Source organism: Pseudomonadota bacterium, assembly GCA_037200975.1.
Classification (GTDB): Bacteria; Pseudomonadota; Gammaproteobacteria; order Steroidobacterales; family Steroidobacteraceae; genus CADEED01.
In genome coordinates, this window is the sequence record JBBCGI010000001.1 from 1,359,181 (window position 1) to 1,383,425 (window position 24,245).

Sequence of the window (24,245 nt, forward strand, 5' to 3'; positions counted from 1 at the left end):
GCGGTTTTCAGGCGAGCCACAGCAGCCACAACGCGAACGTGGCGGCGCAGGCAATCGCGACGATGACGACGAAGGGGACGGGAATTTCCTCGAGCAGCCCGGTCTTCTTGAAGAAGGCGCGCGCGATCAGCGCGATCGCGATGCCGCCCAGCGCGCACACCATCCAGGAGGGAAAATAAGACCCGAGGATGTTGCGCGACGGGGCGCGGCTGCAGCCGGCGAGCGTGGCCGCAGCGATCACCGCGATCCATGGCAGCAATGAGGTCTGGTGCCGGTGCATCTTGGGCTACAGGAAATTGTCGGCGACCATCTCGAACACATCGCCGCCCTTGCCGTGCAGGATGGCCTTCACGGAATACATCGCCATCCCGTAGGTCGGCCCCACCGCCGTGAACGGCGGCATCACCAGCTCCAGCGGCTCCACTTTCACGTTGAGCAGCGCCGGCCCCGGCTGGGCCAGCCACTCCAGGACGGCGCCTTCCAGCTCTTCGGCCTTGACCACCGTGCGGCCCCACAGGCCCATGGCCTCGGCAACCTTGCCGAAGTCCGGGTTCTTGAGATCGGTGTAGATAGGCTCCAGGCCCTCGCCCTTCTGCTCGAGCTCGACGAAGCCGAGCTTGCCGTTGTCGAACACGGCGATCTTGATGGGCAGGTTCTCCTGCACCAGCGTCAACACGTCCCCGAGCAGCATGCTGAAACCGCCGTCGCCACACATCGCGATGATTTCACGGTCGGGCTGCGATTTCTTCAGGCCGATGGCCGTCGCGACTCCGCCGGCCATGGTCCCGTGCAACAGGCTGCCGAAGATGCGGCGCTTGCCATTGGCGCGAATGAGCCGGCCCGCCCAAACTACCGGCGTGCCGTCGTCGGCCGAGAACACGGCATCCTCCGCGGCGTGCCGGTCGATGAGCGAGGCGAGATACTGGCCGGGTATCTTGCCGTGACGGCCCGGCTGCGCGTTGCGCGCCCAGCCCTCGAGCGCCTTGGTATGCCGCTTCACATAGGTATCGCGAAAACCGGAGTCGGCGCGCTGCGCGACACGCGGCAGCAATGCCGCGACCGAATCCTTGATGTTGCCGACCGCGCCGAACGTGACCGGATGGCGCAGCCCGACCTTGGCCGGGTCGTTGTCAATCTGGATGATGGTGGCGTGTTTGGGATAGAACTGCGCCCAGGCGAAGCTCGTGCCGAGCAGCAGCAACGTGTCGCAATCGAGGATGGCGTGGTATCCGGCCTCGTTGCCGATGATGCCGGTCATGCCGACGTTGTACGGGTTGTCGTGTTCGAGGAAATCCTTCGCGCGCGAGGTGTGCGCGATGGGCGCCTTGAGGCGTTCGGCCAGCGCCACGACTTCATCGTGTGCGCCCTGGCAGCCGGCGCCGCCGTAGATCGTGATGTTGCTGCCCGCCGCGAGCAACGCGGCAATCTTGTCCAGGTCTTCGTCGCTCGGGCGGATCACCGGCGGATTGGCGTGCACGGAATACGGCAGCTCTTCCGCGGCGTTCGCATCGGCCACGTCGACCGGCAGGATGAGTACCGCGACGCCGCGCCGGGTGATCGCCGCCTGGCAGGCCATCACCGTCTTGCGCAGCGCCTGCTCGGGCGTGAGGATCATCTCGCAGTAGACGCTGCAGTCCTGGTAGACCTGTTTGAAGTCCACTTCCTGGATGAAGTCGAAGCCGAGCTCGCTGCGCAACACCTGGCTCGCAATGAGGATGACGGGCGCACGGTTGCGATTCGCTTCGTACAGGCCGTTGATGAAGTGCAGGCTGCCGGGGCCGCAGCTGCCGGCGACGGCCGTCAATCGATCCGTCAGCAGTGCTTCGCCGTGCGCGGCGAACGCTCCGGCTTCTTCGTGCCGCATGTGCACGAACTGGATGCCGCCGCGTTGCAGGTTGTTGGCGAAGGTGTTCAGCGTGTCGCCGACGATGCCGTAGCAGTGCCGGACGCCCGCGGCGTGCAGGGCCTCGACGATCACCTGCGCCACTTTCTTGCTCATGCGTGCTCTCCCGGATGTGATGGAGAGTAGTTTGAGCAGCGCGATTGGCGGCCGCTATCCCCCGGACGGGTAGCGGGTCTAGCGCTGCATCTCCATCAGCCGATCCATCGGCATCATGGCGTGGTTCAGGTTCGACATGATGAGCAACGAGCCGAAGATCACGAGGCCGACGACGAAGATGCCGAAGGCGAGCGCGAGGAAGTTGTTAGTCTGGTCGGGCGCGCTCGAGATGTGCAGGAAGTACACCAGGTGGATCCCCATCTGCGCGACCGCCAGCACCGCCAGCAGGATCGGCACGCTCGGCGCGTAGACGAGCGAGGTCGACGATGCCCAGAAAGATGCCAGCGTGAGCACGAGCGCGTAGCCGACGCCGATCAGGTAATTGCGCGGGCTGGCGTGTGTGCCCTCGGCTTCCCCCGGCGCATGCCCCTGCGGTTCACTCGTGACGGACATCAGCGCGCTCCCAGGTAGACGACGGTGAACACGCCGACCCACACGATGTCGAGCGCGTGCCAGAACAGGCCGAAGCAGAACAGGCGGCGGCGGACCGCCGGCTGCAGACCGAGTGTCGCGACCTGCAGCAACATCACCAGCAGCCAGACCAGCCCGAGCGTGACGTGCACGCCGTGCGCGCCCACCAGCGCGAAGAATGCGGAGAGAAATGCGCTGCGGGAGGGACCCGCGCCGCTTGCGACCATGCCGGCGAATTCCGTCACCTCGAAGCCGAGGAATGCGGCCCCGAGCGCGAAGGTCACCGTCATCCAGCCGTAGGTAGCGAGCCGGTCGCCGCGTTGCACGGCCAGCGAACCGAAGCCACAGGTCACGCTCGATGCCAGCAGGCACAAGGTCTCGATGAACACGCGCGACTTGTCGAACAGCGCGGCACCGGTGGGTCCGCCGGCGGTTTCTCCGGACAACACGGCGTACGCGGCGAAGAAGGCCGCGAACATCACGAAGTCGGACAGCAGGAACAGCCAGAAGCCGAAGCCCGCCACCACGCGCACGGGCGCCGGGCCGCGCATCGACAGTGGCAACTCCGCGGTGATGGGCGCCGGCAGCACGGCGCTCATAGCGGTTTCACCCGTGCGACGCGCCCGGCTTCGAAGGCCGAGACTTCATTCGCGGTGACCACGTCTTCCCGATCCGTGCTCCAGGCCTGCCGCAACACGACGGCAACGGTGCTGGCGAGGCCGAGGATCGCCATCCACCAGATGTGCCAGATCAACGCAAATCCGCTGACCACCGCGAAGAACGCGATGAGGAATCCGATCGGCGTGTTGCGTGGTAGATAGATATCGCGGAACGGAGCCGCACCGGTCGCCGACGCGGCAACTCCCTGTCCACCTTCGATGGGCCGCTGCTGTTTCGCCGTCCAGAAGGCATCCACTCCCGTCACGTTGGGGACGATGGAGAAGTTCCACGGCGGCGGCGGCGAGGCCGTCGACCATTCGAGTGTCCGGCCATTCCACGGGTCGCCGGCGGTGGCGGCGCCCTTGCTCCGGTTGCGGATGCTCACCGCCAGCTGCACGCCGGTGAGGATGATGCCGAGCAGGATGACGACCGCGCCCGACAACGCGACCAGCATCAGCGGCTGCCACTCGGTGTTCGCGTAATGCTGCATGCGGCGCGTCGCACCCATGAGGCCCAGCGCGTACAGCGGCATGAACGCGAGGTAGAAGCCCACGAACCAGCACCAGAAGACGGCCTTGCCGAGCCGCTCGTTGAGCGTGAAACCGAACGCCTTCGGAAACCAGAAGCTGTAGCCCGCCATCACGCCGAACACCACGCCGCCGATGACGGTGTTGTGGAAATGCGCGACGAGAAACAGGCTGTTGTGCAGGACGAAGTCAGCCGGCGGTACGGCCAGCAACACGCCGGTCATGCCGCCGATCACGAACGTCACCATGAAACCCAGCGCCCAGTACAGAGGCGCGGAAAACCGGATGCGCCCGCCATACAGCGTGAACAGCCAGTTGAAGATCTTCACGCCGGTGGGCACGGCGATGATCATGGTCATGACGCCGAAGAATCCGTTGACGTTGGCGCCGGCGCCCATGGTGAAGAAGTGATGCAGCCACACCACGAACGCCAGCACGCAGATCGCCATGGTCGCCACCACCATCGAGCGGTAGCCGAACAGCGGCTTGCCGGAGAATGTGGCGACCACTTCGGAGAACACACCGAAGGCCGGCAGGATGAGGATGTAGACCTCCGGGTGTCCCCACAGCCAGATGAGGTTGACGTACATCATCGCGTTGCCGCCGAGCTCGTTGGTGAAGAAGTGAAAGCCGCAGTAGCGGTCGAGCAGCAACATGGCGAAGGTCGCCGTGAGGATCGGAAACGAAGCGACGATCAGCAGGTTCGAAGCCAGCGCGGTCCAGCAGAACACCGGCATGCGTCCGTAACCCATGCCCGGGGCGCGCAGCTTGAGTATGGTGGTGGTCAGATTTATGCCGGACAACAACGTGCCGAGCCCCGAGATCTGCAGAGACCACAGGTAATAGTCCACGCCCACCCCGGGGGAGTAGGCCAGCTCGGACAGCGGTGGATAGACCAGCCAGCCGGTGCGCGCGAACTCGCCGATCACCAGCGACGCATTCACCAGCAACACGCCGGCCGCCGTGAGCCAGAAGCTGATGGAATTGAGCACCGGGAAGGCGACGTCGCGCACGCCGAGCTGCAGCGGCACGACGAAGTTCATGAGCCCCACGACGAACGGCATGGCGACGAAGAAGATCATGATCGTGCCGTGCGCGGAGAAGATCTGGTTGTAGTGCTCCGGCGGCAGATACCCGGCCGCACCGCCGGCGGCCAGCGCCAGCTGCGTGCGCATCATGATGGCGTCCATGAAGCCGCGCACCAGCATCAGGAGGCCGAGCGCGAAGTACATGCAGCCGATGCGCTTGTGATCCACGCTGGTGATCCACTCGCGCCACAGGTATCCCCACCAGCCCTTCAGCGTCACGAGCACGAGTACGGCGGCGATGGCGAGGCCCACGACGCTCGAGGCGATCATCACGATGGGCTGGTCGAACGGAATCGCCGCCCAGGTCAGTTTTCCGAGCATTTCAGTGATCCCCGTGCGTCTGCGACGCCCTGTGACCGGACGACACGCGGTCGAACAACCCGTCATCGACCACGGCAAACGTCGTGACGCCCTGCGCGTGCGCCGGCAGCGCCAGCGCCGCATAGGCCGGCGCATCGAGCGTTCCGCCGCGGGTTTTCGTCGCTTCGACCCAGGACGCGAACTGCGCGGCGCTCACGGCGTCCACGTTGAACCGCATGTCGGAGAAACCATCGCCGCTGAACTGCGCCGAGAGGCCTTGATACGTACCGGGATGGTCCGCCTGTAGATAGAGCTGCGTGGTCATGCCCGGCATGGAATAGATCTGGCTGCCGAGCTGCGGGATGAAAAAACTGTTCATCACGCTTTCCGAGGTGATGCGGAAGTGCACCGGCACACCCACCGGAACGGTCAAACTATTCAGGCTGGCGATGCCCTGCGCCGGATAGATGAACAACCAGCGCCAGTCGAGTGAAATCACGTTCACTTCGATGGCGGGCACCGGGCTGTCGAGCGGGTCGGACGGGTGCAGCCGGTGCGAGCCGATCCAGGCCACTCCGCCGAGGTAGCAGATCAGCAGCGCCGGAATCGACCAGGTGATCATTTCGATGCGCCCGGAATATTCGAAGTCCGGCAGGTAACGCGCGCGCCTGTTGCCGGCGCGGAACCACCAGGCGAACGCCAGTGTGAGCAGGATGACCGGCACGACCACCGCGAGCATGACGGTGGTGGCATCGAACAGGATGAGACGTTCCGCCGCGCCCACCGGGCCGCGCGGATCGAGCACGCCTTCCTTGCAGGATGTCAGTCCGAGCAATACGGGGACGAGGATGAACACGCGTGCTTGCATGCGTTGATCATCGGTAAACGCGGGGGTGCGCCGTATCCCCCCGATGGGGGTACGCGCGCCGGGTCAGTGGCCGTCGGTTCCGCGCAGCAGGCCCAGTGAGCTGGCGCGATACACCGCCTGCGCGCGCGACTCGACCTTGAGCTTCATGAAGATCCGCTTCACGTACGCCTTGACGGTCTCGGGAGAAATCGCCAGCGTCAGCGCGACACGTTTGTTAGACAGGCCGCGGCACACGAGCATCAACACGTCGAACTCGCGCGCGCTCAGGCCTTCGGGCGTGCGCGCGGCTCGGCCCGCTGGCACTGGCGGCGGCGGCATGTCGCGCGCAAGCGGGCGCTGCGCGGGCGCGCGCGGTTTCTGTTCCAGCAGGCCGCCGATGTACGGCAGCAGATGCCGGCACGGCGAGCCCGGCAGCTGGCTGCGCTCGTACGCCCGTTGCAACAACGGCCCGATGAGCAGGCGCGCATCCACGAATGTCTGGTGAAGACCGGCGAACGATCCCAGGCTCAGCGTGCGCAGGAACAACTGGTCCGCTTCCTCGTGTTGGCCCAGGCGCTCGAGCGCGCCGGCCACTTCGAGTGCCAGCTGCGCGGCGCAGAACAGGTCGCGACCGCTCAACGCTTCATCGTGCAGCTGCCGCAGCGCGCTGACGGTCTGCGCGGTGGGCCCCGCTGCGAGCGAAAGCCGCGCCTGCGCCATGCGGCAGTAACGCCGTACATCCGGCCAGGCGCTTTGCGAACGGATGAAAGAACGTCCCGACATTTGTTCGAGGCGCTCGCAGCTGAGTCGCGCCTGCTCGGGCTCGCCTTGCGACAACAGCAAACGCGTGCGCTCGTACAAGCTCATGGCCGCAAGGCCGGCCCAGCCGCGCCGCTCGCCGAGCTGCTCCGCTTCCTGCAGATGCGCGATCGCAATCTCCATCTGGCCGCGGCGTGCCGCGACGCGCGCCAGCAGACGGTAGACACGGCTGGCCGACTCGAGGTTGCCGCAGGCGGAAATCGCCGGCAGGTGCGCGCGCACCAGCGCTTCCGCTTCTTCCAGTGCGCCTTGTTCGTAGAGGACCTGCGCCGCGAGGCTCGCCGGCACCGCGGACAACACGCTGCCGCTGCCGCAGGCGGTTTCCGTCTCTTCCAGCGCGCGCAACGCCAGCCGCTTCGCGACCGAGAGGCGCAGTTGCTCGAGCTCGATGCTGCCGTCGATACACCAGCCGACGATGGCGGCCAGCCGGTAACGGCGCGCCGCCGCGGGTTGGCGCGGCACGCCGTGCAGACCCTCGAAATCCCGCAGGCGCCAGAAAGCGAACTGGCACACGATGCGCGCGGCCTCGGCGCTCCACGGCGCCGGATCTTTCGCTTGCAGGACATTGCGCGCCAGATGCAATGCACGCGGCGCATCGTCGCAGAACATCGCCGCGAGCGCGCGCAGCGTCTCGATATCGCAGGCCATGCGCCGCGCCTCGAGCGCGGGCAGGCGTCGCAACGACAACTCCACGCGCACCAGCACCGCGAGCGCCTCGTCGAGATTCTGTGCGAGCAGCAGCCGGCGCGCGAGGCGGATGTCCTGGCGCAGGTGCCGCGCGTCCGCGCCCGCAATCTCCGGCTGCAGCCTGCCCACCAGCGACACCGGCGGATAGAGCGCGCTTTGTGCGTGCAGGGAGAAGCCCGGATCGTCGTACGAATTACTGCCCTGTGCTGCCATATGAATCAATTGCCTGGCTGCAGAGTGACCATGATTGCGGCGCTCGGTATCAGCAACATTTGGTTGCGGCCCTTGCGTGTGTCGATTGAAACTTCACACCGCCATGCGCGGAGTGCCGAGAGCCGCGCCGAAATACCGGCTCCGGCCGATCGGCCGCTCCGGATTGCGCGGAATACGCAGCGTCTCGGCATCCCGCACGAGCTCGGCGAACGAGGCCGCTTCCATCTTCTGCATGACGCGGCGCCGGTGCACCTGGACCGTGATCTCGCTGATGCCGAGGTCCGATGCCACCTGCTTGTTCAACATGCCGCTCACCACCAGCGCCATGACCTGGCGCTCGCGCGCGGTGAGCCGCGCCAGCCGCCGCCGCAGCTCGCTGATCCGCGAACGCTCGGCGCGCGTACTCGAATCGCGAGTGATGGCCGCGCGCACCGCGACCAGCAGCTGCTCGGGCTTGAAGGGAATCGTCAGGAAATCGACCGCGCCTTCCTTGATGGCGCGCACCGAGAACGCCACGTCGGCCTGGCGCGTCACGAACACCACGGGTAGACAATCTCCCGCCAGCTCCAGCTGCAGATCGAGTCCGCTGCAGTCCGGCAGCTCCACGTCCAGCAGCAGGCACGCCGGCGCGCTGGCCTTCGGATACGCCAGGTAGTCGGCGGCGGACTCGAAGGTGATGGCCTGGATGCCATGGGCGGAAAGCAGCTCACGCAGTGCCGAGCGTATGCGCGAGTCGCCGTTGACGACGAACGCAATCTGGTCTGGATAGGTCATGACAGTCTCCATTCGAAAACGTTCATCGAACTTCGGCGTCCAGGGTGACTAGATAGCCACCCCGGCCGTCATCGGCAACGCGCACACCCGGCATGCCCGACAGGAACGAGGTAAAAGATTCCGGATCGTTCGACCGGAACGCGCCGGTGATCTCGCGCGCGCGCAACTCCGCGCTGCGGATCTCGATACGGCCCTGGTTGTAGCGGTTGAACTCCTCGGCCACTTCGCCGAGCGCACGATTCTTGAAAACCAGCCGGCCCCGGGTCCAGGCGATCGCCGCGGAAACATCGACGCCATGGCGATGCTCCTGCGCACCCGCGGCGGAAATGATCATCCGGTCGGCCGCCACCAACACCGGCCGCGAATCCTCCTGTTGCGGCTGCCCGGCGACGGAGACCAGCGCGACTTTGCCTTCCACCATCGTCACGACGGTCTGGCGCGGCTGCCGGTTGACGTCGAATTGCGTGCCGACGGCGCGCAGCACGACATCGCCGGTCTCGACCTCGAAGGGTCGCGCCGGATCGTGCGCGACCTCGAACAACGCTTCGCCGCGCACCAGCAACACGTGCCGGCGCTGCTTGGCGAGTTGCACTTCGATGGCGGAGGCACTGTTCAGCGTCACTTTCGAACCATCTTCCAGCAACACGATTTTTTGTTCGCCGATCACGGTCTGGAATTTGTCCGGGCGCCCTGCCATCAGCCACACGACTCCCAACACCAGCAGCACCGAAGCCGCGAGGCGCAGCGCGATCGGGGGGAACGCCGTGGACGAGCGCGCACGTTCCGGGCTCGCGGACCTGGCGGCAACCGCCGGTCGCAGCGGCACGACATCTTCGGGCGCTGCGATTGCTTCGCTGATGAGCGCTGCGCGCGAAACCTGCGGCCAGCGAACCGCCGGACTCTGCAGCGCGCGCTGCACCCTCGCCATGCGCAGGTACGCAGCGACGCGATCCGGTCCCTTCGCCACCCACTGACCGAATTCGCGGTGATCCGCGGCGGTCGCGGCTTCGTCGTGGAACACCACCCACCAAGCAGCGGCCTGTTCTGAAATCGACGCGGTGCTGTCTGTCTCTGCTTGCATATCAGGTCTCCATCACCATGCGCAGGCGTTCGTAGCCGCGCGCCAGGTATCGTCGGACCTGCCGGGCGGTGATGTTGAGGTCTTCGGCTATCTGCTTGCACGACTGGCCCTGTTGCAATCGCAGCAGCAACACGGCGCGCATGGTTGGTGAAACGGCCGCGAGCGCATCGTCGAGGCGGCTGCTCAGCAGGCTGGCGTCGAGCTCGAGCTCCGGCGGATGCTCGTCGACGAGCTGATCTTCATCGAGCTCCACCATCGACCCCGGCTGCGGCTGGTCGCCGCGCCATTCGATGACTACGTGGTTCGCGACCTGCAGCAGGTACGCCTGCGGGTTGCGGATCTCACCCAGGTCGCGCGCCCGCAGCAGCCGCAGATAGGTTTCCTGCGCCAGGTCTTCGATGTCGACATTCGCGTTCACACGCCGGCCGAGGAACCGGAACAGGCTCTGGTTCCACCGCTGCCGCCATCCCGTGAGTAGAGTGTTGTTGGACATGCCCTGCGAGACCGGGCCGCAGAAATTGCGGCTCCTGGCACTGTAGAGGGAAAAACATGTCCGTCAGCCCCCTGCCGGCTGAAAATAAATCTCTGCGGGTTTCGTGGGCCGTGGGAATGCACCACGGCTGTGCGGCAGCCGGCGCCACGCTACGCGTGGGCGCCGGCGCACAGTGCGGACTAGCGAACTACTTTGACCTGCGCGTCGAAGAAATAGCCCGTGCCGCGCTCGGTCCGGATGAGCTGTGGATCGGCCGCGTCCACTTCGATCTTGCGGCGCAGGCGCATGATCTGGACGTCGATGGAGCGGTCGTAGACCTCGGTGCTGTGCAGCCTCGACATGTCGAGCAGCTGATCGCGGGTCAACACGCGTTGCGGCGCGGCCAGCAGCGCGCACAGCAGGCTGAATTCCCCGCGCGAGATCGTGACGCGCGCGCCCGTGGGTGAAACCAGCCGGTGCAGGCGCACGTTGAGCTCCCACCCCGCGAAGCGGTAGGCGCGCAGGCCCTCGTCGCGCCCGGGCGTCACGGGAGCGGGCTGCGATCTGCGCAGCACGGCGCGGATACGCGCCAACAACTCGCGCGGCGAGAATGGTTTGGTGAGGTAGTCGTCGGCGCCGATCTCGAGGCCGAGAACGCGGTCGGACTCCTCGATGAGGCCCGACAACACCACGATCGGCAGCGTGGAAGTCTGGCGGATGTCGCGCGCCAGCCGCACGCCGTCATCGCCGCGCAGCTGCAACTCCATGACCAGCAGGTCGATCGGATCGCGTTCGATCATCTCGAACACCTGCTGGCTGTTGTCCGCCACGCTCACGCGCAAGTCGTGCCGCCCGAGATATTCCCGCACCCGTGTGCAAACGTCCGCGTCGTTGTCGATAACCAGAACATGTGAGCCCGAAGAGTCCATGGTCGCCACTCCAACTACTGATTGCCGGGAGTGAGCGTAGGACTTCGCGAAGCGCACGCCAATTATGGATTCGTATCATGCGGCGCAAGGCACGCGAGCCCCGGATCATGAAGTCCGGGGCCCGCGCAATCACTAGAAGCGATACACCGCGGCGACCGCGATCGGAAACGAGTAACGGCTGTAGGCCTGGTCGTTGCTGTGGAATCCGAGGGCGGTCAGCGTCGGATCGTCGGCGCCCTTCGGCTCGCCCACGTGGTCCGCGCGTACGCTGAGACGCACGCCGAGACGCCGGTTCGGGTTGTATTCCACGCCGGTCTCGAAGGTCTGGCTGAACGCCGTACCCGAACGCGCGAACCGCACTTCGCGGCGCTGGAGCACCGTGTCCGCGATGCTCAGCGAAGCTTTCACGTCGTCGGTGTGCGTCGCGCCGAGCGACAGGCCGACGAACGGCCGCCATTTCGAATCGTCGAGCCACAGGTAACGAATACCCGCTTCCAGCGATTGGCTGTCCGAGTCGCCGAAACGCGCGTGGATCGCGTGCCGGCCCGGCAGCGCGGTGCTCGACAGCACGCCGATTTCGCGGTTGCGGCCCTGGCGTGCGTTGTAGTTTGCCCGGCCGTAGACCAGCAGATGCTCGCCCGGTGCATAACCGAGCTCGAGCCCCGCCGCGTAGCGGTTGTTGAACACATCCTCGTAGTTCAGTTTCTTGATCGCCACGGTGGCGGTGGCGCCGGCCAGTTTCGGATCGATGGCCGTGGGTGTCGGGACCGTCACGCTTTTGTCCTTGCGCAGTGTGCCGCTGCCCGAAATGGAGTCGCCCACGTATACCGAGAAACTCCACGGCTTCTCGGCTGCCTCGACGCTCGAGACGCCGTGGGCGGCGAATACGAGGCCGGAAAGAATCGCTACATGACGCAGTTTCATCGAACTCTCCTGGTGATTTGATTCACGGCCGATGCTGGCGGGCGAATCTCACCGGGCGGTTACTGGCCGGGCGCCCGGCATTTCAGGCGCAACGCAGTTGCAGCAAACGGCAACGGCCTGCGCACGGCTAACTACAAGCCGTGCGGCACGTCAGCGGCCGGCGCCGGCGGTGGTGATCACCGAGGAAAACGCCAGGATGCGCGCCGAAATCGTCGCGTATTGCTCGCCGAGATGGTGTCCCGCGCCGATCTGCTGGGTCGTTCCCCGCTGCGCGGGCAGATCGGGGCACAGTGCCGACGTATCGCCCTTCCCGTACAAACACAGCACCGGCTGCCCGAGCCGTTCTATTTCCGGCAGCAGTGGCGTGCCGCGCGTTCCGCTGCCGGGCAGCCAGTCGGCGACGTGAATCTCGAAGGCGGTGTCGTGTCCCGGGGCGATCAGCGCGATGGACGTCACGCGCGCGCGCAACCCGACAGGCAGGCGGTTGACGAGGAACGGCAACACGTCCGCCCCGGTCGAGTATCCGATGAGCAGCAGCTGGCCGTGTTCCGGCAGTAGATAGGCATCGATGAGCCGCGCCAGGTCGTGCGCCGCCTGGTCCGGCTTGCGCCCGCTCCAGAAGTAACGCAGCGAATTCACGCCGATGACCGTCACGCCGGCGTCCGCCAGCCGCTCCGACACGCCCTTGTCGAGCGCCGCCCAGCCGCCGTCGCCCGAATAAAACACGGCGAGGCGGTCGGTGGCACCCGCGGGCCGCACTTCCACGAGTGGCAGGTCGGCGAGCGAATCCGGCGCGCCGCCGCCCGGCTCGCGCGCCGCACCTGGCGTGGCAACCACGCACAGCAGAACTGCCATCCAGACTTTTTGCATGTTCATTTGGTGATCAACCCCTTGAGTCCGCCGGCAATGAGAATCGAGATGTCGGTGAGGATTCGCGGCACGCCCAGCCCGCCGGGAGCGACCAGGTAACGCGGCTCCCACACGGGGTGGAACTTGGCCTTGTAGCGGCGCAGTCCCGCGAAGTTGTAGAAGTGCTCGCCGTGGCGATAGACGAAATTGCCGAGCTGGTGCCAGGCCGGCGCGAGCGGATGGGTGCCCAGACCCGAAAGCGGCGCCATGCCGAGGTTGAACCAGCCGTAACCTTCGGCCCGCGCCCACGACATCAGCTCGACGAACAGGAAATCCATCGTGCCACGCGGCGCCGCGGCGCCAAATCGCATCAGGTCGACCGACAACTCGTCTTTCTCCGGTGTCGTCCACAGATTCGCGAACGCCACCGGCGTGCCACCACACCGCACCAGCGCGATGGGAAAATTCTGGAGATACGTTTCCGAGAACATGCCGACGGAGAAGCCCTTCTCCGCGGTGGCCTTGTCGATGAGCCAGGCATCCGAAATGGCGCGCAGTGCCGGCATCAACGCCGGCGTTTGCGCGGCCGGCACGATCTCGAACGTGGCGTCGCCGCGCGCGACGCGCCGGTGGGCCTGGCGCAGCTCCGCGCGCGCGCTGCCGTCGAGCGAAAAACCCGGCAGCGGCACGCGCGCTTCTTCGCCGATCTTGAGCGGCACGAGTCCCAGGTCGACGTACAACGGCAGATGTTCGCCGCTGACCTGGTAGAACACGGTGCGGCCACCATTGCGGTCCGACAGCTCGCGGAATCTCCACACCAGCTCCTGGTGTTCGCACCGCGCCCCCACCGGCTCGCCGAGCGTGACCCAACTATGGCGCGCCACCTGGTACATGATGAACGCGCGGCGCGAGTCGCTCAGCAACACACGTTTGTCGCCCGCCAGCACGGCCTGCGCCAGCGAAGTGGTGGCGCAGTCGAGCGCCGCGCGCACGCGGCTGGCATCGAACGGCAGCGCGCCGCGCGATGTGGCCCGCGGTGGACCGAGTAGATTGGCGAACAGGAAGGTCGCGGCGACGATGGCCGCGACCACCGCGGCGCGCAACATCCGCGATGCTTCGCCGTGCAGCGCAAACGTCCACCACAACTCGTTCGAATACGCCACGTGGCGCTGCGCGACGAAACCCACCCAGATGACGAGCGCCAGCACCGCCACGACACTTATCGTCCAGCCCGGCGTGAATCGCTCCTGCAGCAGCGCGGACGATCGATAGAACGCCGCGCGCCCGGAACGCAGGAAGAGCAGCACCAGCGCGAGAAATACCGCCTCCTCGTAGTCGAGGCCCTTGAGCAGCGATGCCACGATTCCCGCCAGCAGCAACCAGCAGGCGATGAAATACGCCGCCCGCACGCGCCGCGACAAGGCGCGCGCCAGGATCAGCAACGCCATGCCGACGGCGCTGCCGGCCAGATGCGAAAGTTCGAGCACCGGCAGGGAGGCGATGCGCCGGATCTCCACCAGCCGCGATTCCATTCCCGGCGTGGCGCCGGACAACAGCAGGACGGCGGCGGCCACGAACACGAATGCCGCCGCGAGCTGCGGCATGAACGCGCGCAGGTACGATTGCACCGCCCGGCCCATGATGGCGAGCCGCGCGCGCTGCGCATCGATCTCCACGGCGGCGAATGCCAGGCCGGCGATCAGCAGCGGCAGGAGGTAGTAGATAGCCCGGTAGGCGATCAGCGCACCCGCCAGCGCATCGCGCGGCACCTGCGGCAGCAGCAGCAGGATGACGGACTCGAACACGCCCACCCCGCCCGGAACATAACTCAGGATGCCGGCCATACAGGCCAGCACGTAGACCCCGGCGAAGGTGACGAAATCGAGATTGGCTTCGGCGGGTATCAAGGTCCACAGGACCGCGCTCGCGAGCGCGAGGTCGAGCACGCCGATCGCCGGTTGCAGCGGCGCGAGCCACGGGCCCGGCGTGCGCAGCGTCCACTTTCCAAGCTTCAGCAGGCGCTCGCGATCGGCGGCCAGCACCACGTACGCGCCGACGGCCAACAATGCCGCGCATCCCGCGACGCGCACGAAGTCCGGGTCCACCGAAAGCACCGCGGCGACCTGCGCCGGCGCGATGAGCAGCGACAATCCGGCGATCAGCACGAAGCCGGTGCCGAGCGTCAGCGAGCTGAACGCGGTGAGCAGCGCGACGTCGCCGAGCGTCAGCCCGCGCTTGCCGTACAGCCGGTATCGCACGGCGCCACCGGTGACCGCCGCGAAACTCAGGTTGTGCGAAAACGCGTACGCCACGAAGGCGGTGAGCAGGGTGCGCGCGCGGCCCACGCGTTTGCGCAGATAACGCAATGAAAGGAAGTCGTACAGCGAGAGCACCAGGTAGCTGGCGGCCGTGAAGGCCAGCGCCGTGAACAAGGTGCGCGCCGGAATATTGCGCGCGCTCTGCAAGGCGCTGGCCAGGTGCGCGGCGCTCAGCTCCCGGTGCAGGATATACAGCGCCACCGCCAGCAATGCCGCGGCGAACACGGCCGCGAGCCAGCGCGCGCGCAGCAGCGCCGGCAACCACGGCCGCGAAGCATCCACGCCGGCGGGGACTGAGTGAGGCTGCGCGCTGATCGTCGATGGCCCACTCATGGTCCCGCGCCGGTGGAGACAGCGGGGCTCAAGCCTGCGGGAAATCCGCGTCGATGGTGTGCCCGTCGCCCAGCTGACACTTGCCCTGCCCGCCGCCGCTCATGCCACGCGAGGCATCGATCAGGCGGAAGTTGCAGCGCATGCGGTTGCCATCCGGATCGCTCAGGTTGGCGACCACGCGGCCGCTGTAGTGAGTGATGAATTGCGGACCGCCGTCCCAGTACTGCCAGCCGCCCCAGTTCCGGCCCCAGCCGATCCACAGCGGCGCGAAATCGTCGACCCGCGAGTCGGTGGTGATCTGAAAGAGGCTGCCCGAATAACTCTTGCCATTCGAGAAGGTGGCGGTGATCTGTCCCTTCACGGCGCTCTCGGCGGTCCAGTTGAAACGCACGCCGGGCCCGCCGCCCCGCGTCTCACCCGTTCCCGTTCCCATGGTCGTGCAGCCGCTGCCGAGCAGCGCCGCGAGCACGAGGACTCCGGCCTCCAGGTATCTGCCATTCATGTTTCGCTCCAATGCAATGCCGCGGCGGAATTGCCGCTGGCTGGGCGGGAATGCTGGAGCGCGCGGAATGCGCCGCGATTTCCACGCGGGCGGCGCGCGTTTCAGGCGAAACGCCGGTTGCAATGCTCAGCGTGTATCGGCGCGCGGCGGCGGCTCGCCGCTGCGCGCGAGCCAGCCGCCGCCGAGCGCGCGGTACAGGTCGACGAGATTCTGCAGGCGCTGCAGGCGCGCGCCGACCAGCGCCAGGCGCGCGTCGTACAGGGCGGTTTGCGCCGTGAGCACGTCGAGGTAGCTAGACTCGCCGTTTATGTACAGCAGCTGCGCGAGCTCGAGGCGCCGCTGCTGCGCGGCCGTGAAACGCACCAGCGAGGCGATCTGCTGGTTGAAAGTGCCGCGCGCCGCGAGCCCGTCGGCCACTTCCTGGAATGCGGTCTGTACGGTTTTCTGATACTGCGCGACCGCGATTTCCCGCCGCACGTGGGCGGCGTCGAGATTTCCGATGTTGGCGCCGCCCGCGAAAAGCGGCAGGGTCAGCGCGGGCGCGAAGCTCCAGGCCTGCGATCCGGCCTCGAACAAGCCACTCAACCGGGTGCTCGCGCTGCCCGCGGTGCCGGTCAGGTCGATGCTGGGAAAGAAAGCGGCGCGCGCCGCGCCGATGTCGGCGTTGGCGGAACGCAGCAGCGCTTCGGACTGCTGCACGTCCGGCCGGCGGATGAGCAGGTCCGAGGGCAAGCCGGCGGGCAAGTCCTCGAGCATGCTCTGCTCCGCGAGCCGCCGGCCGGACTGCAGGTCAGTAGGTAGAGGTTGTCCGAGCAGCAGCACCAGCCCGTTCCCGGCCTGGGCGCGCGCGCGCAGCTGCGCGGCGTGATTCGCGTTGGCCTGTTCGACCACGGTTTCCGCCTGGCGCAGGTCGAGCTCGGATCCGGTGCCGACCTCGAATTGCAGCTTCACGATATCGAACGAGGCGCGCGCGGCGACGGCGGTGCGGTCGGTCTCCTCGAGCAGCTCATCACAGGCCAGCACCGTGAGGTATTGATTCGCGACTTGCGAGACGAGCAACATCTGCGCCGCTTTGCGGCCCTGCACCGACGCCAGGTACTGCTGCAGGGCCGCGGCGCGCAGGCTGCGCAGCTTGCCGAAGAAGTCGATTTCCCAGCCGAGCGATGCGCCCACGGTATAGGAGCCCAATTCCTCGACAGCGCCGGTCTTCGACAGCTCGGCGGGGGTGCGCGAACGCGAGCGGTCCGCAAACACCGCGACGTCGGGCAAGAGCGGGGCGGTCTGGATCCGCAGCTGCGCGCGCAATTCCTGCACGTTGAGCACGGCCACGCGCAGGTCGCGGTTGTTGCGCAATGCGATCTCGACCAGCTGCTGCAGACGCTCATCGCCGAGGAAATCGCGCCAGCCGAGGTCGGCCGCCGCGGTCTGCGACCCGGTGTCCGTGCCATAGGCGACGCCCTGCGGGTAGTTATCCGCCACCGCCGGTTCCGGCCGTACGTACCGTGGCGCGAGCGTGCACGCGGACAACAGCAGCCACGGCAGGACGAGCGCGGCGAATTTTCCGTACTTGCGCGCGCTCATCACGTGGATGCCGCAGTGGCGGCGGGCAGCGCGGCGGGAGGAGCGCCGGCCGCTCGCCCCGCGCCGAAGGTTCGCCCGACGACGACGAAGAACATCGGGATCAGGAACGTGGCGAGGAACGTGGCGCTCAACATGCCGCCGATCACGCCGGTGCCGATGGCATTGCGGCTCGCGGAACCCGCGCCGGTGGCCAGCGCCAGCGGCAACACGCCAAGGATGAAGGCCATGGACGTCATCACGATGGGCCGCAGGCGCAGTTTGGCCGCGTCGATCGCGGCATCGATCATGCTCCGGCCCTGCTCGCGGGTGAGATTGCGCGCGAACTCGACGATCAGGATGGCGTTCTTGGCCGAGAGGCCGATGGTAGTTAGCAGGCCCACCTGGAAGTAGACGTCGTTCTCCATGCCGAAGGCGAGCGCGGCCGCCAGTGCACCCAACACGCCGAGCGGCACCACCATGATCACCGCCACCGGTATCGACCAGCTCTCGTACAGGGCCGCGAGCGTCAGGAACACGACCAGTATCGAGATGGCATAGAAGAGCGGCGCCTGCGATCCGGACAGCACTTCCTGCAGCGAGATCCCGGTCCATTCGAAACCGATGCCGGCCGGCAGCTGCGCGGCGTGCCGCGCCATGGCGGCCAGCGCATCGCCGGTGCTCAGGCCCGCCGCGGGCTGGCCCTGGATCTCGACCGACGAGACGCCGTTGTAGCGTTGCAGCTGCGGCGATCCAAAGGTCCATTTGCCGGTCGCGAAAGCGGTGATCGGCACCATTTCGCCCGCGGCATTGCGGATGTAGTGCCAGCGCAGGTCGTCGGGGTCCATCCGGAACGGCTGGTCGGCCTGCACGTACACCTTCTTGATGCGGCTGTCGGTGTCGAGGAAATTGTTGACGTAGCGCGAACCCCAGGAAATCGAGAACGACTGATCCACGTCGCTCGGCATCACGCCGAGCGCACTCGCCTTCTCGCGATCCACGTCGATCGTGAACGTGGGGTTGTCATCGAGGCCGTTGGGCCGCACCAGCGTAAGGCTCGGGTCGGCGCGCGCGCTCGCCAGCAATTGATCGCGCGCGCGCATGAGCGCGTCGTGGCCGACACCACCGCGATCCTCGAGCTCCATGTCGAAACCCGCGGCCGTGCCGAGCGCGGCGATCGGCGGCGGATTGATCGGGATAACGACGGCCTCGCGGTAGTTGGCGTAACGCGCCGCGACGCGCCCGATGAGCGCCTGCACGCTCAGGTCGCGGCTGGTGCGCACCGACCAGTCCTTGAAATGCACGAACAGCAGGCCCTGGTTCTGGCCGCGGCCCGCGAAGTTGAAACCATTGACCTGCAGCACCGCGTCCACGATCCCGGACTCCTGCTTCAACAGGTAGTTGCTCACGTCGTCGAGCACGACACTGGTGCGCCCCAGCGTTCCGCCGGGCGGGCCCTGTACCTGGACATAGAGAAATCCCTGGTCCTCGTCGGGCAGGAACGAGGTCGGCAGCCGCGCGAACAACAGCGCGACCACGCCGATCAACACCGCGTACAGCAGCAGGCTGCGGCGCGGCCGCGCGATGACGCCGCGCACTCCGCGCACATAACCGCCGCGCGCGTTTTCGAATGTCCGGTTGAACCAGCCGAAGAAACCGCGCGACGGCTGCCCGTGCCCGGGACGCAGCAGCAGCGTGCATAACGCCGGCGTGATGCTGAGCGCCACGAACACCGACAAGGCCATGGCCGACACGATGGTCAGCGAGAACTGGCGGTAGATAGCACCGACCGAGCCCGGCGAAAACGCCACCGGGACGAATACCGCCGACAGCACCAGGGCCACGCCCACCAGCGCTCCGGTGATCTGTTCCATCGCCTTGCGCGTGGCATCGCGTGGCGACAAGTGTTCCTCGGCGATGAGGCGCTCCACGTTCTCCACCACGACGATGGCATCGTCGACCAGCAGTCCGATGGCCAGCACCAGCCCGAACATCGTGAGCGTGTTGATGGTGAAGCCGGCCGCGGCCATCACGCCGAACGCTCCGAGCAACACCACCGGCACGGCGATGGTGGGAATGAGCGTGGCGCGGAGGTTCTGCAGGAACAGGTACATCACGAGGAATACCAGCACCACGCCCTCGAACAGCGTCTTGACCACTTCCTCGATCGACACGCGCACGAACGGCGTGACGTCGTAGGGATAGACCACGCTCAGGCCCGGCGGAAAATACTTCGACAGCTCGGCGATTTTCGCGCGGATGGCGTCGGCGGTCTCGAGTGCATTCGAGCCGGTGGCGAGCTGCAGACCGATGGCCGCCGTGGGCTGGCCGTTGTACTTGTTGTCAACGTTGTAGTTTTCCGGCCCGAGCGCGACGCTGGCCACGTCGCGCACACGCACCTGCGAGCCGTCGGGCATCACCTTGAGCAGGATCGCGCCGAACTGTTCCGGCGTGCGCAACAACGTCGCCTCGGTGATGGAAGCCGTCAGGCGTTGCGAGGCCGGCGCCGGCGTGCCGCCGAGCTGCCCGCCCGAGATCTGCACGTTCTGGGCCTGGATGGCGTTGGTGACGTCCACCGGCATGAGCGAGTAGCTGTTGAGCTTGTTGGCGTCGAGCCAGATGCGCATCGCGTACTGCGTGCCGAAGACATTGAAATTGCCGACGCCGTCGATGCGGCTCACCGGGTCCTGGATATGCGACACCACGTAGTCGGCGATGTCGAACTTGGTCACGTGCGGGTCGGAGGACACGAACGCCGCGATGAGCAGGTACGAGGAACTCGACTTGGTCACGCGGATGCCGGATTGCTGTACCTGCGCTGGCAGCAGCGGTACCGCCAGCTGCAGCTTGTTCTGCACCTGCACCTGCGCGATATCCGGGTTGGTGCCCGGCGCGAACGTGAGCGTGGTGGTGGCGGTGCCGGAGTTGTCGCTCACGGTGCCGAGGTACAGCAGGTTGTCGAGGCCGTTCATCTGCTGCTCGATCACCTGGGCGACGGTGTTCTCCACCGTTTCTGCCGAGGCGCCCGGGTAGGTAGACGAAATCTGGATCGAGGGTGGCGCGATGGTGGGGTATTGCTCGATCGGCAGAGTCGTGATCGCCAGCCCGCCCGCCAGCATGATCAGGATGGCGATGACGATGGCGAAGATGGGGCGGTCGATGAAGAAGCGGGCCATGGCGCTACGGTGCCCGCTTGCCGTCGGTGTCCTGCGCGAGCTGCGGCGGCGGCGCGTTGGTATTCACCGTGGTCGCCTGCACGAGCACGCCCGGCTGCACGCGTTGCGTACCCGAGACGATCACGCGATCGCCCTCGTCGAGCCCGCCTTCCACCACCCAGTCTTCGCCTTGCGTGCGCGTCGCCTTCACTATCCGTTGCGCGACCTTGTTGTCCGCGCCGACGATCAACACGGTCGCCCGGCCGGTGCGATCGTGCGTGACGCCCACCTGCGGAATGAGTATCGCGCGATCGTTCGTGCCCTGATCGATGACGGCACGCACGAACATGCCGGGCAGCAGCACCTGGTCGGGGTTGGCGAAAATGGCGCGCACTTCGACCGATCCGGTGCCCTGGTCGACGCTGATATCGGTGAACTCGAGGGTGCCGGTCTGCGCGTAAGTGGAGCCGTCCTCGAGCACCAGCCGCACCCGCGTCTGGTCGGGGCCGTTCAGCTTGATGCCGCCACTAGCTACCTGCTGCCGTAGCCGCAGCCCCGCGACGCTGGCCTGGGTGAGATCGACATAGACGGGGTCGATCTGTTGCACGGTGGCCATCAACGTCGCGGTGCCGGCCTGCACATAGGCGCCCTGGGTGACGAGCGCGGGACCGATACGTCCGGTGATGGGCGCGATCACGTCGGTGTAACCGAGATTGATGCCGGCCACCTTCACGGCCGCGACCGCGGCCTCCACGTCGGCGGCGGCCTGCGCCTGCGCCGCCAGATCGTTGATGTACTTCTGCCGGCTGATGGCGTTCGCAGCCACCAGCACCTCGTCGCGTTCAGCCTGGGCGCGCGTCGATTCGAGGTTCGCGCGCGCGCGCGCCAGCGCCGCCTGCGCGCTCTGCAACGCGGCCTGAAACGGCGCCGGGTCGATCTTGTACAGCCGCTGGTTGACGCGCACGATGCCGCCTTCCTGGAACTGGCGTTGCTGGACGATGCCGTCGACACGCGCGCGCACCTGCGCCACTAGATAGGCCGAGGTGCGGCCCGGCAGCTCCGTGGTGACGGGCACAGGCGTGCGGCGCGCGGCGACCACACTCACCTGCGGCGCGGCGGGCGCGCCGGCCGGCCCCTTCGGGCCGCAGCCGCCGATGCCGAGCGTGGCCAGCACTGCGACCGCCGCCGCGCCTGCCAGGCAACGCGTTTCGCCGCTCTTCTGCATGTTCATATCGGGTACCCGCCGCTGCAGCCGCGATACGCGGTCGTTCGGGAAATTTGAGCAACGCAGCGTCGCGCGGACATTTCCGGCGGTGTTGCAGGTGTTACGAACGCGGCGGCGCGGCGAAACGTTGCCGACATCGGGCTCGCCGACCCTGCCTGCGGACGAATTTTCAGGAGAATCGAGTTGCGGCACTCACACTTTCGCAGGGGTCTGTTCGGCGCCGCGCTGCTGGCCGCGGTATTCATCGGCACGCCCGCGTCCGCGGCTTCACCGCCGCCCTGTATTTCACGCCTCGTGGTGGAGCTCACGCCGGACATCCCAAATCCGCGCGACCCGGAATTCCTGAGCTCGCTGCTCGGCAACAACCCGGCCTATCTGCTCACGTGGGTGCGAAGGTACGACGGCTTCGCGATCATCCTCGATCTGACCGGCCCGGGCCCGCGCGAACAGTGCGATGCCGTGATCGACACGATGCGCAGGGACGGCCGCATCGTCTCGGTCGATCTCGACAGCGGAGACATGCAGTCGGTGTTCGTGTTTGGCGATGCCACCAAGCCCGGGGAAACGCCGCGGGACGAAGACCCGGACGTGCACATCTCCCGCGAGGGTTTCGGCTCGCTCGAGTGGGCGGTGCGCCATCCCGTGCAGGGTTGGAAAATCCTGCTGCCGCTCGAGCCCGGCGATCCGGTCCGCTCCGACATAGAGATCGAAGAACAGGCCGGCAGCGCGTTGTGCCTGCCGAACCTGGACCCGGCAGACGAACCGCCGGGGTGTCCGTAATTCCGAATCAAGGAGAATGAAGATGACTGTGTCCACCTGCTTTCGCTCCGCACTCGCCTGCGGCGCCCTCACGCTCACCAGCTACGGCGTCCATGCCGGCTCCGCCGATCAGGCGGGCGTCGTCATTTCCTCGCCCGTGGTGAAGATCATCGGGAAAAACGCCGATCTCGTGCCGATCGAGGAGATCTCGGTGACGGCGCGTGTCTCGTTCGATCCCGCTTCGCTCACGACCAATTCGGCGGTCACGCGGCTGCAGGATCGAGTGCGCGAGACCGCGCGCCGGGTCTGCAGCGCGGCCGATCCGGACGACGTCGAAGACGACGAGACCTGCATCAGAAAGGCCATCAAGGCGCCGCTCGAGGAGATCAAGGTGGCAGTCGCGGTCGCCAGGAAAGGCGGCGCGGGCAGTTGACCGGAAGCCGGGAATGCGGCGGGTCAACCCGCCGCAATCACTTGCAAGAGGCAACCGCAGAAGCTTGTGAAAGCAGCGCGAGGTAGTTCTTCCAGCGCTGCTCGGCATCGCGGCCCCGCAATTCCCGCGCGATGCAGTCCTTCGCCATCGCGGCCGTTGAATGCGTGTTGTAGATAGCCACCGCGTTGCGCGACCACATGTGAACCCAGCGGCCGCTTCCGCCGCGCCGAGACACGCCCGCCGCTGCTCCGCGACCCGCCTGGTAGCGGGGTTTCTCACCATGGATTTCGACCATTACCCTTCTCCTCACGTGATCACTCGCGTGGGAATACGATGCGGCCGCGCGGCTGCAGGATGATTTCCGCGGGCTGGCGCGCGGTTTCAGATGGAATCGCGGCGCTGCGCAAGCCACTGCCGCGCCCCGCGTAACGTCCGGAAATCTTCGAGGCTGCGGCACGGAACGTCGCGACACGCGCCCGCGGCCATCTGCGACAGCGCTGGCCCCGGGCCGAGCTCGAAGAAGGCACTCGCGCCGGCCTCGATGCAGCCTTGCAGGCAGGCCGCCCATTGCACGCTGTGCGAGATCTGCGCCGCGAGTTTGTCGAAACCCGTTTCGGCGTCGAGGACGGGCGCGCCATCGATGCCGCTCAGCAGCCGCGTGCCGGCCGGCACCGCGGCGATGCGAACCTGCCGCAGGACGTCACGAAACTGTGGCGACGCCGCGGCAAGCCGCGGCGTATGCGAGGCCACCTCCACCGGCAGGCGAACCACCTTGGTACCGGTCATCGCCCGGGCCGCCCGCGCGAAGGCGTCGACCGCCTCGCCGCCCCCGCCGACGACGAACGCCTCGCCCGGATTCACGATCGCGATGGCGGCGCCGAACTGCGCGCCTAACTTCTCGACCTGCGCGCGCGGCAGGCCGCGCACGAACACCATGCCCTCGCCCGGCGCCGCGGCCGCGCTCATGAGCTCGGCGCGGCGCGCGGCCAGATCGAGTGTTTCCATCGCGCCGAGAAAACCCGCGACGCCCCAGGACGCCACTTCCCCCACGCTGTAGCCGGCCACCACGATCTCCTGCGGGAACGCGTCCCGCAACGCGGCCGCCGCGGCCAGCGCCTGCAGCGTGCACAGGATCTGCGCGACGCGATTGCCGTGCAGCGTGCCGGCGTCGTTCGTTTCGACGAGCTCGCGCGGATCGCGCCCGCCGAGCAGGGTGGCCGCATGGGTGAACAGACACTCGGCCTGCGGCGCGCTGCCGGTCAGCGCGAACATCCCGCGATGTTGCCGTCCCTGGCCCGAGCACAGGATCGCGAGGGCCATCGC

Annotated in this window: 22 protein-coding genes; 2 read left to right on the plus strand and 20 right to left on the minus strand. The window is 67.0% G+C overall.

The window, feature by feature from the left end; genetic code table 11:
* Positions 1–7 precede the first annotated feature (7 nt).
* The 18 genes from WDO72_06080 to WDO72_06165 form a co-directional block, all read right to left on the minus strand.
* Positions 8–280 carry a YtcA family lipoprotein gene (locus WDO72_06080; GenBank protein ID MEJ0085228.1) on the minus strand — a complete coding sequence of 91 codons (273 nt, stop codon included), beginning with the start codon at positions 278–280 and terminating at the stop codon, positions 8–10.
* 6 nt (positions 281–286) lie between these two features.
* Positions 287–1,999 (minus strand): thiamine pyrophosphate-dependent enzyme, encoded by a 1,713-nt coding sequence (locus WDO72_06085; protein MEJ0085229.1) that lies wholly within the window; start codon positions 1,997–1,999, stop codon positions 287–289.
* A 78-nt stretch (positions 2,000–2,077) separates the two neighbouring features.
* Entirely contained in the window at positions 2,078–2,452 is a 375-nt protein-coding gene (cyoD, locus tag WDO72_06090; GenBank protein MEJ0085230.1) for a cytochrome o ubiquinol oxidase subunit IV, read from the minus strand.
* Positions 2,452–3,069, minus strand: coding sequence for a cytochrome o ubiquinol oxidase subunit III (gene cyoC / locus WDO72_06095; protein MEJ0085231.1), 618 nt, complete (start codon positions 3,067–3,069; stop codon positions 2,452–2,454). The genes cyoD and cyoC overlap by 1 nt, the downstream gene beginning before the upstream one ends.
* Entirely contained in the window at positions 3,066–5,066 is a 2,001-nt protein-coding gene (cyoB, locus tag WDO72_06100; protein MEJ0085232.1) for a cytochrome o ubiquinol oxidase subunit I, read from the minus strand. The genes cyoC and cyoB overlap by 4 nt, the downstream gene beginning before the upstream one ends.
* A 1-nt stretch (position 5,067) precedes the next feature.
* On the minus strand, positions 5,068–5,913 hold the full coding sequence (gene cyoA / locus WDO72_06105) for a ubiquinol oxidase subunit II (protein MEJ0085233.1): 846 nt from the start codon (positions 5,911–5,913) through the stop codon (positions 5,068–5,070).
* Positions 5,914–5,976: 63 nt separating this feature from the next.
* Entirely contained in the window at positions 5,977–7,611 is a 1,635-nt protein-coding gene (locus tag WDO72_06110) for a LuxR C-terminal-related transcriptional regulator (GenBank protein ID MEJ0085234.1), read from the minus strand.
* 93 nt (positions 7,612–7,704) lie between these two features.
* Positions 7,705–8,385: a LuxR C-terminal-related transcriptional regulator gene (locus WDO72_06115; protein MEJ0085235.1), complete on the minus strand. Its 681-nt coding sequence runs from the start codon at positions 8,383–8,385 to the stop codon at positions 7,705–7,707.
* A gap of 22 nt (positions 8,386–8,407) precedes the next feature.
* On the minus strand, positions 8,408–9,466 hold the full coding sequence (locus WDO72_06120) for a FecR domain-containing protein (GenBank protein ID MEJ0085236.1): 1,059 nt from the start codon (positions 9,464–9,466) through the stop codon (positions 8,408–8,410).
* 1 nt (position 9,467) lies between these two features.
* Complete coding sequence (locus WDO72_06125) at positions 9,468–9,959, minus strand: sigma-70 family RNA polymerase sigma factor (GenBank protein MEJ0085237.1); 492 nt, start codon at positions 9,957–9,959, stop codon at positions 9,468–9,470.
* 179 nt (positions 9,960–10,138) lie between these two features.
* On the minus strand, positions 10,139–10,867 hold the full coding sequence (locus tag WDO72_06130) for a response regulator (GenBank protein ID MEJ0085238.1): 729 nt from the start codon (positions 10,865–10,867) through the stop codon (positions 10,139–10,141).
* Between the two features lie 132 nt (positions 10,868–10,999).
* Positions 11,000–11,791 (minus strand): hypothetical protein, encoded by a 792-nt coding sequence (locus WDO72_06135; protein ID MEJ0085239.1) that lies wholly within the window; start codon positions 11,789–11,791, stop codon positions 11,000–11,002.
* A 150-nt stretch (positions 11,792–11,941) separates the two neighbouring features.
* The gene (locus WDO72_06140) at positions 11,942–12,667 is read right to left on the minus strand and encodes an AcvB/VirJ family lysyl-phosphatidylglycerol hydrolase (GenBank protein ID MEJ0085240.1); all 726 of its coding nucleotides are present in this window, start codon (positions 12,665–12,667) and stop codon (positions 11,942–11,944) included.
* On the minus strand, positions 12,664–15,291 hold the full coding sequence (mprF, locus tag WDO72_06145) for a bifunctional lysylphosphatidylglycerol flippase/synthetase MprF (protein ID MEJ0085241.1): 2,628 nt from the start codon (positions 15,289–15,291) through the stop codon (positions 12,664–12,666). Before mprF ends, WDO72_06140 begins: the two co-directional genes overlap by 4 nt.
* Positions 15,292–15,319: 28 nt before the next feature.
* Positions 15,320–15,793 carry a hypothetical protein gene (locus WDO72_06150; GenBank protein MEJ0085242.1) on the minus strand — a complete coding sequence of 158 codons (474 nt, stop codon included), beginning with the start codon at positions 15,791–15,793 and terminating at the stop codon, positions 15,320–15,322.
* Between the two features lie 126 nt (positions 15,794–15,919).
* On the minus strand, positions 15,920–17,374 hold the full coding sequence (locus WDO72_06155; GenBank protein MEJ0085243.1) for an efflux transporter outer membrane subunit: 1,455 nt from the start codon (positions 17,372–17,374) through the stop codon (positions 15,920–15,922).
* Positions 17,374–20,526: an efflux RND transporter permease subunit gene (locus WDO72_06160; protein ID MEJ0085244.1), complete on the minus strand. Its 3,153-nt coding sequence runs from the start codon at positions 20,524–20,526 to the stop codon at positions 17,374–17,376. The genes WDO72_06155 and WDO72_06160 overlap by 1 nt, the downstream gene beginning before the upstream one ends.
* A 4-nt stretch (positions 20,527–20,530) precedes the next feature.
* Complete coding sequence (locus WDO72_06165; GenBank protein MEJ0085245.1) at positions 20,531–21,736, minus strand: efflux RND transporter periplasmic adaptor subunit; 1,206 nt, start codon at positions 21,734–21,736, stop codon at positions 20,531–20,533.
* 177 nt (positions 21,737–21,913) lie between these two features.
* Between WDO72_06165 and WDO72_06170 the strand changes: the two genes are divergently transcribed.
* Complete coding sequence (locus WDO72_06170) at positions 21,914–22,510, plus strand: hypothetical protein (GenBank protein ID MEJ0085246.1); 597 nt, start codon at positions 21,914–21,916, stop codon at positions 22,508–22,510.
* A 22-nt stretch (positions 22,511–22,532) separates the two neighbouring features.
* Positions 22,533–22,922: a UrcA family protein gene (locus WDO72_06175; protein ID MEJ0085247.1), complete on the plus strand. Its 390-nt coding sequence runs from the start codon at positions 22,533–22,535 to the stop codon at positions 22,920–22,922.
* 37 nt (positions 22,923–22,959) lie between these two features.
* Here WDO72_06175 and WDO72_06180 read toward each other — a convergent pair whose 3' ends face one another.
* Positions 22,960–23,121 carry a hypothetical protein gene (locus WDO72_06180; protein ID MEJ0085248.1) on the minus strand — a complete coding sequence of 54 codons (162 nt, stop codon included), beginning with the start codon at positions 23,119–23,121 and terminating at the stop codon, positions 22,960–22,962.
* Positions 23,122–23,303: 182 nt separating this feature from the next.
* Entirely contained in the window at positions 23,304–24,242 is a 939-nt protein-coding gene (locus tag WDO72_06185; GenBank protein ID MEJ0085249.1) for an acyltransferase domain-containing protein, read from the minus strand.
* Positions 24,243–24,245: the final 3 nt, after the last annotated feature.

What these genes read in the sequence shown, in the direction of transcription:
- WDO72_06080 (MEJ0085228.1), bottom strand. Translation starts at nt 280, where the DNA reads ATGCACCGGCACCAGACCTCATTGCTGCCATGGATCGCGGTGATCGCT.
- WDO72_06085 (MEJ0085229.1), bottom strand. Translation starts at nt 1,999, where the DNA reads ATGAGCAAGAAAGTGGCGCAGGTGATCGTCGAGGCCCTGCACGCCGCG.
- cyoD (MEJ0085230.1), bottom strand. Translation starts at nt 2,452, where the DNA reads ATGTCCGTCACGAGTGAACCGCAGGGGCATGCGCCGGGGGAAGCCGAG.
- cyoC (MEJ0085231.1), bottom strand. Translation starts at nt 3,069, where the DNA reads ATGAGCGCCGTGCTGCCGGCGCCCATCACCGCGGAGTTGCCACTGTCG.
- cyoB (MEJ0085232.1), bottom strand. Translation starts at nt 5,066, where the DNA reads ATGCTCGGAAAACTGACCTGGGCGGCGATTCCGTTCGACCAGCCCATC.
- cyoA (MEJ0085233.1), bottom strand. Translation starts at nt 5,913, where the DNA reads ATGCAAGCACGCGTGTTCATCCTCGTCCCCGTATTGCTCGGACTGACA.
- WDO72_06110 (MEJ0085234.1), bottom strand. Translation starts at nt 7,611, where the DNA reads ATGGCAGCACAGGGCAGTAATTCGTACGACGATCCGGGCTTCTCCCTG.
- WDO72_06115 (MEJ0085235.1), bottom strand. Translation starts at nt 8,385, where the DNA reads ATGACCTATCCAGACCAGATTGCGTTCGTCGTCAACGGCGACTCGCGC.
- WDO72_06120 (MEJ0085236.1), bottom strand. Translation starts at nt 9,466, where the DNA reads ATGCAAGCAGAGACAGACAGCACCGCGTCGATTTCAGAACAGGCCGCT.
- WDO72_06125 (MEJ0085237.1), bottom strand. Translation starts at nt 9,959, where the DNA reads ATGTCCAACAACACTCTACTCACGGGATGGCGGCAGCGGTGGAACCAG.
- WDO72_06130 (MEJ0085238.1), bottom strand. Translation starts at nt 10,867, where the DNA reads ATGGACTCTTCGGGCTCACATGTTCTGGTTATCGACAACGACGCGGAC.
- WDO72_06135 (MEJ0085239.1), bottom strand. Translation starts at nt 11,791, where the DNA reads ATGAAACTGCGTCATGTAGCGATTCTTTCCGGCCTCGTATTCGCCGCC.
- WDO72_06140 (MEJ0085240.1), bottom strand. Translation starts at nt 12,667, where the DNA reads ATGAACATGCAAAAAGTCTGGATGGCAGTTCTGCTGTGCGTGGTTGCC.
- mprF (MEJ0085241.1), bottom strand. Translation starts at nt 15,291, where the DNA reads ATGAGTGGGCCATCGACGATCAGCGCGCAGCCTCACTCAGTCCCCGCC.
- WDO72_06150 (MEJ0085242.1), bottom strand. Translation starts at nt 15,793, where the DNA reads ATGAATGGCAGATACCTGGAGGCCGGAGTCCTCGTGCTCGCGGCGCTG.
- WDO72_06155 (MEJ0085243.1), bottom strand. Translation starts at nt 17,374, where the DNA reads ATGAGCGCGCGCAAGTACGGAAAATTCGCCGCGCTCGTCCTGCCGTGG.
- WDO72_06160 (MEJ0085244.1), bottom strand. Translation starts at nt 20,526, where the DNA reads ATGGCCCGCTTCTTCATCGACCGCCCCATCTTCGCCATCGTCATCGCC.
- WDO72_06165 (MEJ0085245.1), bottom strand. Translation starts at nt 21,736, where the DNA reads ATGAACATGCAGAAGAGCGGCGAAACGCGTTGCCTGGCAGGCGCGGCG.
- WDO72_06175 (MEJ0085247.1), top strand. Translation starts at nt 22,533, where the DNA reads ATGACTGTGTCCACCTGCTTTCGCTCCGCACTCGCCTGCGGCGCCCTC.
- WDO72_06180 (MEJ0085248.1), bottom strand. Translation starts at nt 23,121, where the DNA reads ATGTGGTCGCGCAACGCGGTGGCTATCTACAACACGCATTCAACGGCC.
- WDO72_06185 (MEJ0085249.1), bottom strand. Translation starts at nt 24,242, where the DNA reads ATGGCCCTCGCGATCCTGTGCTCGGGCCAGGGACGGCAACATCGCGGG.